The sequence below is a fragment of the uncultured Paracoccus sp. genome, from assembly GCF_937873615.1.
Taxonomy (GTDB): Bacteria; Pseudomonadota; Alphaproteobacteria; order Rhodobacterales; family Rhodobacteraceae; genus Paracoccus.
This window is the reverse complement of record NZ_CALMYP010000052.1, coordinates 49,092-59,915: the sequence shown is the minus strand read 5'-3', so window position 1 is coordinate 59,915 and position 10,824 is coordinate 49,092. Positions and strand designations below refer to the sequence as shown.

13 protein-coding genes are annotated in these 10,824 nt (G+C 64.8%); 4 read left to right on the top strand and 9 right to left on the bottom strand.

The genetic code is table 11. The features are described from left to right. Positions 1-7: 7 nt before the first annotated feature. Genes Q0330_RS12070 through Q0330_RS12050 form a run of 5 tightly spaced genes read right to left on the bottom strand, consistent with a single transcriptional unit; the run spans position 8 to position 4,288 of the window. A complete protein-coding gene (locus Q0330_RS12070; protein WP_299479360.1) occupies positions 8-622 on the bottom strand; it encodes a DUF6134 family protein in 615 nt (204 codons plus the stop codon). A 17-nt stretch (positions 623-639) separates the two neighbouring features. Next, on the bottom strand, positions 640-1,503 hold the full coding sequence (locus Q0330_RS12065) for a TauD/TfdA family dioxygenase (RefSeq protein ID WP_299479357.1): 864 nt from the start codon (positions 1,501-1,503) through the stop codon (positions 640-642). Positions 1,504-1,518: 15 nt separating this feature from the next. Continuing rightward, on the bottom strand, positions 1,519-2,307 hold the full coding sequence (locus Q0330_RS12060) for an SDR family NAD(P)-dependent oxidoreductase (RefSeq protein WP_299479354.1): 789 nt from the start codon (positions 2,305-2,307) through the stop codon (positions 1,519-1,521). After that, positions 2,304-3,701: an AMP-binding protein gene (locus Q0330_RS12055; protein ID WP_299479351.1), complete on the bottom strand. Its 1,398-nt coding sequence runs from the start codon at positions 3,699-3,701 to the stop codon at positions 2,304-2,306. Before Q0330_RS12055 ends, Q0330_RS12060 begins: the two co-directional genes overlap by 4 nt. Continuing rightward, positions 3,698-4,288 carry a thermostable hemolysin gene (locus Q0330_RS12050; RefSeq protein ID WP_299479348.1) on the bottom strand — a complete coding sequence of 197 codons (591 nt, stop codon included), beginning with the start codon at positions 4,286-4,288 and terminating at the stop codon, positions 3,698-3,700. Before Q0330_RS12050 ends, Q0330_RS12055 begins: the two co-directional genes overlap by 4 nt. A gap of 164 nt (positions 4,289-4,452) precedes the next feature. On the opposite strand from Q0330_RS12050, the gene Q0330_RS12045 reads away from it, so the two are divergent. Both Q0330_RS12045 and Q0330_RS12040 read left to right on the top strand, forming a co-directional pair. Next, a complete protein-coding gene (locus Q0330_RS12045) occupies positions 4,453-5,106 on the top strand; it encodes a response regulator transcription factor (RefSeq protein WP_299479345.1) in 654 nt (217 codons plus the stop codon). Then, entirely contained in the window at positions 5,103-6,335 is a 1,233-nt protein-coding gene (locus Q0330_RS12040) for a HAMP domain-containing sensor histidine kinase (RefSeq protein ID WP_299479343.1), read from the top strand. Before Q0330_RS12045 ends, Q0330_RS12040 begins: the two co-directional genes overlap by 4 nt. A 23-nt stretch (positions 6,336-6,358) precedes the next feature. Here the strand turns inward: Q0330_RS12040 and Q0330_RS12035 are convergent, their stop codons facing one another. Beyond that, positions 6,359-6,859 (bottom strand): winged helix DNA-binding protein, encoded by a 501-nt coding sequence (locus Q0330_RS12035; RefSeq protein ID WP_299479340.1) that lies wholly within the window; start codon positions 6,857-6,859, stop codon positions 6,359-6,361. A gap of 51 nt (positions 6,860-6,910) precedes the next feature. Beyond that, entirely contained in the window at positions 6,911-7,234 is a 324-nt protein-coding gene (locus Q0330_RS12030; protein ID WP_299479338.1) for a succinate dehydrogenase assembly factor 2, read from the bottom strand. Between the two features lie 70 nt (positions 7,235-7,304). Between Q0330_RS12030 and Q0330_RS12025 the strand changes: the two genes are divergently transcribed. Then, positions 7,305-8,513 carry a pyridoxal phosphate-dependent aminotransferase gene (locus Q0330_RS12025; protein WP_299479335.1) on the top strand — a complete coding sequence of 403 codons (1,209 nt, stop codon included), beginning with the start codon at positions 7,305-7,307 and terminating at the stop codon, positions 8,511-8,513. A gap of 42 nt (positions 8,514-8,555) precedes the next feature. On the opposite strand, the gene Q0330_RS12020 is transcribed toward Q0330_RS12025, so the two are convergent. After that, positions 8,556-8,825, bottom strand: coding sequence for a hypothetical protein (locus tag Q0330_RS12020; RefSeq protein ID WP_299479333.1), 270 nt, complete (start codon positions 8,823-8,825; stop codon positions 8,556-8,558). 222 nt (positions 8,826-9,047) lie between these two features. Between Q0330_RS12020 and Q0330_RS12015 the strand changes: the two genes are divergently transcribed. Continuing rightward, positions 9,048-9,944: a LysR substrate-binding domain-containing protein gene (locus Q0330_RS12015; RefSeq protein WP_299479330.1), complete on the top strand. Its 897-nt coding sequence runs from the start codon at positions 9,048-9,050 to the stop codon at positions 9,942-9,944. Between the two features lie 84 nt (positions 9,945-10,028). On the opposite strand, the gene Q0330_RS12010 is transcribed toward Q0330_RS12015, so the two are convergent. Then, positions 10,029-10,811 (bottom strand): 3-hydroxybutyrate dehydrogenase, encoded by a 783-nt coding sequence (locus Q0330_RS12010; protein ID WP_299479328.1) that lies wholly within the window; start codon positions 10,809-10,811, stop codon positions 10,029-10,031. Positions 10,812-10,824 lie beyond the last annotated feature (13 nt).

Here is a 10,824-nt window from a genome sequence, read left to right as displayed (position 1 = left end):
CGACCCTTCAGCGAAGCGCGTAATCCACCGTCGATCCGTCTTCAGCGGCGAAGCGGACATGGACCAGCTTGTTATCAGCATACCAGAGTTCACGGTTCAATCCGCCGCCGATGGCGTAATGCGTCGCCTTCACCGGGCCGGAACCCGTCGAAACGGTCTCGGTCCCGATCTTGCGCACCGAGATCGCGTCCGTGCTGCCATCGATGGTGTTCAGCACCTGACGTGACGTTACAATATCGGCCGACCACAGGCTTGCCGGCACCAGCGATGTCGCGCCGAGCGAAATCTTGTGGGGCGTTCCGTTGTCATCCGTGGTCGAGCTCAGCCCGGCCAGCTTGCCGCCGCGCCAGGTCTCGGTGCTCTGCTGCTTGAACCGGTAGGCGCTGACCCCGATCACCGGCAGCTTGACCATGACATCGGTGCTGAGGCTGACATCCAGATCATTGCCGCTGCCGCGAAAGCTCACGACATAATCGCCGATATCCTTGCCGTTGCGGATGACATCGAAGCTCAGCCGACCGGAGGCCGGCACGCTGTCCGCCGGCGCGGCAGAGGCAGGCAGAGAGGATGCGCTCGCGCCGATTGCGACCAGCACTGCGAAAACGATTGAGGTAGGTTTCATGTTCCGGGTTCCTTCTTTCAGATTGTGCCCATGCCAATGAAAAGATTGCGGTTCGCATCGGCGATGGCGCGGCGGCCATGCATGACGCGGGTATTGTCGAGAATGGCGATATCGCCATCCTGCCAGTTGATCTCGTGGGTGGAGGTCTCGGCGATGGCGCGGATTTCCTCGATCTCCTCGGGGGTGACCGGCGATCCGTCGGCCATGGTGTAGCGCGGCGGCTGGTAATTGTGCGACGGTCCGAGCACGGCATTGGCAAAGCCCCTCTGCCCCTCACCGAAAACCGAGCCTCGCACCGGATCCACGGTCAGCCGATAGGTCAGCGAGCCGTCCTCGTGCAGATCGAACGCCTGTCCCGGCACGGCCTGGCCGAATTGCAGGACATGGTCCATGGTCACTTCTTCCGGTCGCGAGATGGCCGGGTGTTCATTGGCCAGGTATCGCTTCCAGATCAGTTCCGGCAGGTCGCGTTCGACCGTCATCTGCTGCGACCATCGCGACTGGCGGGCGGCGTCGAAGCTGTCCCAGACCGCGAAACCGTCGCAGATCGTGGTTTGCGATCCTTCAAAGGCGGCGCGCTCGGCATAGAAGCAGACGATATCGGGACAGCGCGGCGTATTGCCATTCTCGATATGCAGGCCGATCGGGCCGAGCCCGGCATCGACCATCTGGGTCTTGTCGGTGGTGTTGCTGCGCGCCGGATCGAAGGTCACGCGGCTGCACAGGCTGCTGACAAGGCTGGAGAAATCTTCCATTCCGGGCTGAAAGCCACGCAGCAAGGTCCAGCCATCGCGGGTCAGGTCCTCGCGGATCCGGATTTGCAGGGATTCGTCTTGCAGCCCTTCGGCGAAGTCGCGACGGCGCAGGATATTGTAGTTCATCGAAGGCTCCATTCTTCAGCTCCGGGCTTTGCGCGCGGCGGCGATCACAGCCGGGTCGCGGGCAAGCCGGATCAGGTTCTTGTCGATCAGCCGGGGCGCGATGCGCTGCAGGGCGACGAAAAGACGCTCTCGGCTGGGGGGGAATTGCTCGCGCTTGCGGGCGGTGATGGCGCGCCAGGCATGGCGGGCGACGGCCTCGGGCGTGTCCAGCGTCATCGACATCGGGCCGATCAGCGCGTTGAAGTTCTGCGTCGCGCCGGTCCGGGTGGCGCGCGGCGCGATATAGGTGACGGCGATCCCCTGCGGGGCCAGTTCGCGGCGGATCGCATCGGAAAAGCCGCGCAGCCCGAATTTCGTCGTCGAATAGAGCGCGAAGAACGGAAAGCCGATATCGCCGAAGACCGAGCCCATATTGACCAGTTGCCCGCCCTGCGCCGCCGAAAGCTGGGGCAGCAGATCGCGGCTCAGGGCAATCGGCGCGGTAATGTTCAGCGCCAGAGCATCGGCAATATCCGCGTCAGAGATCTGGCCAAGCGGCCCGGAGGGCACCATGCCGGCATTGTTGATCAGGATGTCGAGGCCGGTTTCGGCCACCGCCGCTGCCACATCCGCGCGCCCTTCGGGCGTCGTCAGATCGGCGGCGACGATCACCGGCGGCTGGCTCAGGGATCCGGCGGTCTCCTGCAGGGCCTCGGCACGCCGTCCGACCAGGATCAGACGATGGCCCAGACGGTCGGCCTCGAAAGCCAGCGCCGCGCCGATCCCCGATCCGGCGCCGGTAATCAGGACTGTCTTGCCGCTCATGATGTGACCTCGACGGGTTGGGATTGCTGTTCGGGATAGCGCAATGTCATGCATCCCGTCGTCGCGCTGCGGGCCAGTTCCGCCGCAACCCTGCGATCCGCCGTGCCCGAGGGGCGGATCAGACCGGGGGCGCGCGGATCGACGATGACCAGTTGATCGGGCCGCGCATAGCTCGGCAATGCGGACAGGCGCTGGATCAGCCCCGCCATATCTGGCGAGGAGATTGCCGCGGCGACCAGAATCAGCTCATCCTCGGGCGTCTGGACAAGTGCTGCAACCGGGAATGCCGGATCGGCGAGGGCTTCGGCCTCGACCCATTCGGGGGCGATATTGCGGCCCGACTGACGCAGGATCATCGCATCGCGACGCCCCAGCACCTCCAACCGGCCATCCTGCAGCTGGCCCAGATCGCCGGTATGCCAGGGCCCCTGCTGGCACTCACCATGCAGATAACCCTCCATGACGGTCGGGCCGGCGATCACGATCTCGCCATCCTCGATCGACACATCGACCCCGTCCAGAACCGTCATGGTCGAGCCATCGCTGGCTGTTGTCGGCGTCATCGCAACCACCGAACAGGCCTCGGACAGGCCATAGCCCTCGGCCACCGGCAGCCCCAGGGCACGCGCCTCGGACAAAAGCGCGGGCGCGACCGGGGCGCCGCCGACCGCGACATAGCGCAGGCTGGCAGGCGCCGGGGCACCGCGCCGCAATTCCGCGACCCAGAGCGCAAGCTGCCGGGGCGCCAGAACCGTCACTGTCGGATGGGTTTCCTCGGCGATCCGTGCCAGCGCCCGGCCATCTCCGGTGAACAGGCTGGCCGCGGCCTCTCGGTCGATCACCACCGGCGCACCGGCAAGGATCGGCATGAACATCCCGCAGACCTGTTCCAGCAACTGGGCCTGCGGCAGAACCGACAGATAGCGATCATCCGGCCCGGGCTGCAGCGCTTGGCTCAGCGCCGCCAGCGAGGCGGCGATCTGGCGATCCCCCAGAACCACCCCCTTCGGCCGTCCGGTCGTGCCCGAGGTATAGATCACCCGCGTCGCACCGCCGGCATAATCGAGGCTGTGGCCGCGCCTGCCATCGGGCAGGCTTGTGACCAGATCCGCCCCGGCATCCTGCATGAGATGGGCGATCTGGCCATCGGAAAAGAATGCCGGCACCGGCACCAGCCGGCGCCCGGCCAGGGTCGCGGCCAGATCGCCGATCACATAATCGATCCCGGACAGGCGCAGCCCCACGACCTTGGACGACGTGGCAAAACCCGATGCGGCGCGCGCCACGGCATCCGCCAGCCCGGACCAACTGATCGACCTGCTGCCCTCATTGATGGCAATGGCATTGGGATGAAGCTTCGCATTGGCTGCAAGCGCCTGGAAAACCGCCTTCATTTCAGGCCTGCTCCCTGGCGCAGGCCTGCTCGGGCCGGCATGAAGCGAAGCGGCTCGGTGGCGGGGCCCTCATGGACCGCACAGACCCAGGGAAGGCTGTCATAGTAGCGCCCCCAGCTTGACGCGCCGACAAGCCGTTCGGGCCGCGCAGGCGCAAGCATCACGAGCGGAACACCGGCATGTCCAAGCAGCCGGACAAGGGGCGTGGTCGCCGTGAACAGGCCCCAGCTTCGCCCCTGCCGGCGCCCCTCGGCGGCAATCGCCTCGATCAGCGGCAGCGTGGCCAACGGCTTGGGGCAGGCCATCGACACGACTTCGATGATATCCTCGTTTGCGACAAGCGCCCCGATCCGCTCCGACAGCGTCTCCGCGACCGGTCGGTCAAGATAGACTTGCGAAAAGAACCCCTCGTCAGCCGTGCGCACGCCTGTTGCACCCAGCAGTTTTCCCGTCTGCGACAGGGCCACGGCCAATCTGACGGCCGGGACCGTCATCTGCGCGCCATGGGCCTTGGCAAAATGACCCTCGATCAGCGATGCAGCCGCCTGCCATCCGGCATCGCGCCAGCTCAGAAATTCCACATGCATCTATGCCTGCTCCATGCCGTCTTTTCGGCCAAGGAACACACCAGTCTTGCAGGCAGCTTACAAAGCGTCGGCGGACAGTTCACGAAAGCGCGAAGCAACGCTGATTGATCTTCGCTGCCGGCACGGCCATGACTGTGCCAGAACTGAAGATCCAAGGGCTGCCAATGCGGATTTTACTGATCGAGGATGACGCCGATATTGCCAATGCCGTGCAGGGATTTCTGCAAGGCCAAGGCCATGCCGTCGATCATATGGCCGATCTGGACGCCGCCCGCAGCGCGCTGAGCGTCGCCGATTTCGACGCCGTGCTGCTGGATCTGTCGCTGCCCGACGGGTCGGGGCTGGACCTTCTGCGCGATCTGCGCCGGCAGGGCAGTCAGGTTCCGGTTCTCATCGCCACCGCCCGCGACCAGATCTCGGATCGCATCGCCGGTCTGGATGCGGGGGCCGACGATTATGTCGTCAAACCCTATGATCTGGGCGAGGTCGAGGCGCGCCTGCGCGCCCATGCCCGCCGTGCCGCGGGCGATCCATCGACCGAGACCATGCTGGGCGAATTGCGCATCGACCGTGCCGGCGCCCGGCTGTTTCGCGCCGATGCCGAGATCCGGCTGACCTCGCGGGAATGGGCCGTGTTCGATGCGCTGCTGTCATCGCGGGGCCGGGTCCTGTCCAAGCTTGCCCTGGAAGAGCGGCTCTTTGCCTTCGAGGATCAGATCGAAGGCAATGCGGTCGAGGTCTATGTCTCGCGCCTGCGATCGAAGCTCGGTGCCGATCTGATCGAAACCCGGCGCGGCCTGGGATACCTGATTCCATGAGCGGCGCCCCTAACAACAACTGGTCGTTGAAACGGCGCCTGTTGGGCCGGGTCGTGATCGGCGTGGGCCTTGGCTGGTTGCTCGGGCTGGGCATCGGGCTTTGGATCATTGCCCATGAGATGGGCGAGTTGCTGGATGAATCCCTGAAGGATTCCGCACATCTCTCAGCGGCGCTTTATCAGGCGTCCGGCAGCGCGGGTCTGCACGCGCTCGACGTGAGTTCGGACATTCGGATCATCGACCATGGGCGCGAGGTGATCGCCGCCGACTGGCCCCCGCTTGACGAGGACGGCAGCCAGACGCTCGGCGAATGGCGCGTCTATCGTCTGTCCGACCCCGGCATCGGCCTGATCGTCGAAACCGGACAAAGCAGCGAATGGCGGCGCGATGAACTGCTGGAAAGCATGGGCTCCATGCTGTTGTTGATGTTGCCGATCCTGCTGATCACGCTGCTCGTCGTCGGCCGCGCAACGACCTTGGCGCTTCGCCCCGCGACCAGGTTTGCCGAGGAGCTGAAATCGCGCAAGGCCACGGACCTCTCTCCGGTTTCCGCAGCGGCCCTGCCACGCGAGGTTGCGCCCATACCCGCCGCGCTGAACAATTATCTGCAACGCCTGCGCAATCACATCAATGCCGAGCGGCTGTTTGCCACCAATGCCGCACATGAATTGCGCACACCGATCGCAGCCGCCTCGGCACAGGCGCAACTGATGGCCAGGGGCATGGCCGACCCGGACGCACCAAAACGCATGACCGCCGCATTGGACCGGCTGGCCCTGCTGGTCGAACGCCTGCTTCAACTCTCGCGCGCCGAGGCCGGAGTCTCGGGCGAGGCGACCTGCGATATCGTCCGGCTCACGCGGATTGCCATTGCCGACACCTGCCCCGAGGCGGTCTTTGACGATGGCGACCAGGAACGGATGATGGTGCCGGTCCATCACGATGCGGCGGGACTGATGATCGGCAACCTGCTGCGCAATGCCCGCGACCATGGCATCGGCGGCGTAAAGGTCAGGCTCGGTGCCGGACCGACGCTGACCATATCGAACCGGGTCGCGCCGAATGCAGAGTTTCTGCACGGGATTTTCGAGAGATCCGCCGCCTCTCGCGGGACCGGGCTTGGCCTTGGCATCGTGACCAAGATCGCGGAAAAGGAAGGCGTCGCGCTGCGCTTCACGATCAAGGACGAACGAGCAGAGGTCGAGTTGGTGTTCCCGAAAGGGGACTGAAACGAGCCCGGCCACGACCGATCTCAGTAGATATACCTGATCTGCTCGCTCCAATAGCGTTCGATCCGCCGCCATTGCCGGTCGACACGGTCCAAAGGCGGATCGTCGAGCACGCCCGACATGTTCAGGTCCTGCGCATGGCGCGCGAAAAGCTGGCCAATCTGATCGCGAACCTCCTGCCCCGAGGCGGTCAGGCGGACCCTGACCGAGCGCCGGTCCTGACTGCTCCGTTCATGGTGGACATAGCCCATGCCAACCAGCTTCTTGAGGTTATAAGACACGTTCGACCCCTGATACATGCCCCGGCTTCGCAATTCGCCCGCCGTCACCTCGGCCGTGCCAAGATTATAGAGCAGCAGCGCCTGCACCGGCGTCAGATCGCTGCGTCCCAGACGTTCGAAATCGTCCTTGATCAGGTCCAGCATCAACCGATGCAGCCGGTCCAGCAGTTGAAGGCAGCGAAAATAAGCCTCGACCTTTTCCTGGTCGGTTTCGTCGTCATATCTGGGCGCCAGTGCCTTCATATCGTCATCCCCTTGTTGAGGTGACGATGACGCAAAAAGCCGAATCGTGGGTTAATTCGACAGAATTTTCTGCGGCATATTCGTAAAATGCTCGCTATCTGCCGAGAACCGCCCGAAAGCGGCATCGGCGATCACGTCGAGGACCGCGGAAATTTCCGCCGGCCCCTCGCGTTCGCCGCGCGCGCGCGCCACGATCCAGCGGTACAGGTCCTGGTCGTTCTCGCCCATCACCTGCTCGTACTGGGCCAGCAATTCCTCGGACAATCCGGCCAGTTGCGTATCGGCGAAGGGGCCGAGGATCAGGTCCATCTCCTTCATGCCGCGCCGCCAGCTGCGCATCCGCAGCCGCTTCAACCGGATCTCTTCATTTTCCATGGCTCGCCTCGCTTGTCGCCTGCCGGCGCACACCCTATGACGAACGAAGCGCAAAACCAAGGAGCAGGCCATGGGCTTTCTGTCGGACGCCATCAATCGCATCAAGCCCTCGCCCACCGTCGCCATGACCGGCCGCGTCGCCGAACTGCGCGCCGAAGGCCGCGACATCATCGGACTTTCCGCCGGAGAGCCCGATTTCGACACGCCGAAGAACATCCGCGAAGCCGCAAAGGCCGCCATCGACGCCGGCCATACCCGCTATACGGCGGTGGACGGCATGGCACCGCTGAAGCGCGCCATCTGCGACAAATTCGCGCGCGAGAACGGGCTGGATTACACGCCCGAGGAAATCAGCGTCGGCACCGGCGGCAAGCAGATCCTGTTCAACGCCCTGCTGGCAACGCTCAATCCCGGGGACGAGGTGATCGTGCCTGCGCCCTATTGGGTCAGCTATCCCGATATCGTGGGTCTTGCCGGCGGCGTGCCGGTGATCCTGCCCTGCCCGGTCGAGACCGGTTTCCGCATCGACCCCGAGGCGCTGCGCGCCGCGATCACGCCGCGCACCAAATGGCTGATCCTGAACTCGCCCTCGAACCCGACCGGCGCGGCCTATTCGGCCGCCGAGATGCGGGCGCTGACCGATGTGCTGCTGGATTTCCCGCAGGTCTGGGTGCTGGCCGACGATATCTATGAACATCTGGTCTTCGACGGCTTCACCTTCGTCACCCCGGCCCAGGTTGAGCCGCGCATGAAACCCCGCATCCTGACCATGAACGGGGTCAGCAAGGCCTATGCCATGACCGGCTGGCGCATCGGCTATGGTGCCGGCCCGAAGGAATTGATCCGGGCGATGGCGAAACTGCAGTCGCAATCGACCTCGAACCCCTGCACGATCAGCCAATATGCGGCGCTGGAAGCGCTGACCGGCCCGCAGGATTACATCGAGATGTCGCGCGAGGCTTTCCAGCGCCGGCGCGATCTGGTCGTGGCCGGGCTGAACGACTGCCCCGGCATTTCCTGCCCGATGCCGCAGGGGGCCTTCTATGTCTATCCCTCGATTGCCGGGCTGATCGGCAAGGTCTCGGCGGCAGGCACGAAGATCGCCGATGACGAGACCTTCGCCAATGCCCTGCTGGACGAGACCGGCGTCGCCATCGTCTTCGGTGCCGCCTTCGGCCTGTCCCCACATTTCCGCGTCAGCTATGCCGCCAGCGACGACACCCTGCGCGAGGCCATCGCCCGGATCCGCAGTTTCTGCGAAGGGTGCCACGACGCCTGATCGCGGGCCGCACCCGGAAAGCCCCGGGCGCGGCCAATCTTCCTACAAGCCCCATTGACGCACAACCGCGTCAGGGTGCTGGTTGTGATCGAAGCTGCGCCCATTGCGACGCGGCGGCCGCAGCGAGGCACCGCCATCCAGCCCGACATCGCGACGCAGATGCTCGGACATCTCGGCCAGCCCGGCGCGCGCGGCGCGTTCGGTCTTCCGCTGAAGCCGGGCCTCCTGCCAAAGCGCCAGGCGCTGAAGCAGGCGCGCGGAAGGCGATGTCAGCGCTGCCACGGCGGGCAGTTCGATCGGGGTCATGGTCATCTCGTCTCTCCCTCTCATGGCGACGTGTTTCGTGGCGACAATCGTCCCCACCCTCATAAAGCTGGCTTCTGCCGCCTGAGGCGCCGAAACGGGCGTCGAATTCGGATCATTCGCGGGAACCTGCCGGTGGTGCCTGATCCCGCTTCTTTCGATGAGCCGAGAATGCTATCGAGAGCGGGAGAACGCCAACAAAACGACAGCCATCCCCTATAAGGTCAGCTTATGGAACTGCCCCCGCTTGCCGCCCTTCGCGTCTTCGATGCCGCCAGCCGCCAGCTCAGCTTCACCCGGGCGGCCGAGACGCTTGGCATGACCCAGGCCGCCGTCAGCTATCAGATCAAGCTGCTGGAGGAACGGCTGGGCGGGCAGCTGTTCCTGCGCAAGCCCCGGGGGCTGGAACTGACCGAGCTGGGCCGGCGCTATGCCGGGCCGACCTCGGACGCGTTCGACATGCTGCGCGAGGCGTTTTCGGGGCGTTCCGGCCAGCCGGAGACAATGTCGATCTCGACCATCACCACCATCGCCAGCAACTGGCTGTCGCACCGGCTGGGCCGTTTCCAGATGCAGCACCCGGAACTGGCGGTGCGGCTGGACACCGATGACAAGGTGGTCGATTTCGCCCGGCAGGATGTCGACGTGGCCCTGCGCTATGGTTTCGGCGACTGGGAAGGGCTGGTCAGCCACCAGCTTTACGCCTCGGACCTGACACCGATCCTGGCGCCGTCGCTGCTGGACAAATATGGCCCGCTGAACGAACCCGCCGATGTGATCCCGCTGCCCTGGCTCAACAACCGCCATCGCGGCTGGGACGGCTGGCTGAAGATGCATGGCATTGCCGAGCTGTCCTGTTCCCCCAGCCGCCGGATGGAATTCGAGGCTCAGGCGCATCTGGGCCGCGCAGCGCTGGCAGGCGAAGGCGTGGCGCTGCTGAACCCGCGCTTCTTCCGCTTCGAACTGGCGATGGGCACACTGATCCAGCCCTTTCCGCGCTGCTGGCAGTCGGAAAAGAGCTATTGGCTGGTCTATCCCCATGCCCGGCGCAACCGCCCGACGATCAAGGCCTTCCTGCGTTTCCTGCAGGACGAGATCGCCGCCGAGGATGCCGAAATGGCCGCCTGAACCGGCCCCGGTCGTCCAGCCGGGGCCGCCCTGCGGCAGCCCCGGCCCAGTCCTTCAAAGCCTAATCCTTCGAAGCGCAGTCCGTTAAAGCGCAGTCCAGCCGCCATCGGCGCTGATCGTGGTGCCGGTGATCTGATCGGCAAATGCGCTGCACAGGAAGACCGCAATGCCGCCCATCTGCTCGACCGTGGCGAATTCGCCGGAAGGCTGGCGGGCCAGCATGACCTTCTTGATCACGTCTTCGCGGCTCATCCCGTGGGTCTTCATCTGGTCGGGGATCTGCTTTTCGACGATCGGGGTCAGCACATAGCCGGGGCAGATCGCGTTGCAGGTGATGCCCTTGCCGGCTTCCTCCAGCGCGGTGACCTTGGTCAGGCCGACGACGCCATGCTTGGCGGCGACATAGGCCGATTTATAGGGGCTGGCGGTCAAGCCGTGGGCCGAGGCCACGTTGACGACCCGTCCCCAGCCCTTCGCCTGCATCCCCGGCAGCGCCGCCGCCGTGCAATGGAAGGCCGAGGAGAGGTTGATCGCGATGATCGCATCCCATTTCTCGACCGGGAATTCCGGGATCGGCGCGACATGCTGGATGCCGGCATTGTTGACCAGGATATCGCAGGCACCGGCCTTTTCGATCAGCGCCCGGCACTGGTCGGGCTTCGACATATCGGCCTGAATATAGCGCACCTCGACGCCGAATTCCGCCGCCAGATCGCTGGCAAGCTGGTGATCCGCCGCATCGTCGGTAAAGCTGTTGATCACCAGATCGGCGCCGGCCCTCGCCAGCTCTCTCGCGATTCCCAGACCGATGCCGGAATTCGACCCGGTCACCACGGCGGTCTTGCCGTTCAGCACATTCTCGAACATGGATCCGCTCCAT

Bases quoted from the DNA above. Each gene is read 5' to 3' on its own strand.
- Q0330_RS12060 (WP_299479354.1), bottom strand. From the start codon at position 2,307: ATGAGCGGCAAGACAGTCCTGATTACCGGCGCCGGATCGGGGATCGGC.
- Q0330_RS12045 (WP_299479345.1), top strand. From the start codon at position 4,453: ATGCGGATTTTACTGATCGAGGATGACGCCGATATTGCCAATGCCGTG.
- Q0330_RS12050 (WP_299479348.1), bottom strand. From the start codon at position 4,288: ATGCATGTGGAATTTCTGAGCTGGCGCGATGCCGGATGGCAGGCGGCT.
- Q0330_RS12015 (WP_299479330.1), top strand. From the start codon at position 9,048: ATGGAACTGCCCCCGCTTGCCGCCCTTCGCGTCTTCGATGCCGCCAGC.
- Q0330_RS12030 (WP_299479338.1), bottom strand. From the start codon at position 7,234: ATGGAAAATGAAGAGATCCGGTTGAAGCGGCTGCGGATGCGCAGCTGG.
- Q0330_RS12040 (WP_299479343.1), top strand. From the start codon at position 5,103: ATGAGCGGCGCCCCTAACAACAACTGGTCGTTGAAACGGCGCCTGTTG.
- Q0330_RS12065 (WP_299479357.1), bottom strand. From the start codon at position 1,503: ATGAACTACAATATCCTGCGCCGTCGCGACTTCGCCGAAGGGCTGCAA.
- Q0330_RS12035 (WP_299479340.1), bottom strand. From the start codon at position 6,859: ATGAAGGCACTGGCGCCCAGATATGACGACGAAACCGACCAGGAAAAG.
- Q0330_RS12055 (WP_299479351.1), bottom strand. From the start codon at position 3,701: ATGAAGGCGGTTTTCCAGGCGCTTGCAGCCAATGCGAAGCTTCATCCC.
- Q0330_RS12025 (WP_299479335.1), top strand. From the start codon at position 7,305: ATGGGCTTTCTGTCGGACGCCATCAATCGCATCAAGCCCTCGCCCACC.
- Q0330_RS12020 (WP_299479333.1), bottom strand. From the start codon at position 8,825: ATGACCATGACCCCGATCGAACTGCCCGCCGTGGCAGCGCTGACATCG.
- Q0330_RS12070 (WP_299479360.1), bottom strand. From the start codon at position 622: ATGAAACCTACCTCAATCGTTTTCGCAGTGCTGGTCGCAATCGGCGCG.
- Q0330_RS12010 (WP_299479328.1), bottom strand. From the start codon at position 10,811: ATGTTCGAGAATGTGCTGAACGGCAAGACCGCCGTGGTGACCGGGTCG.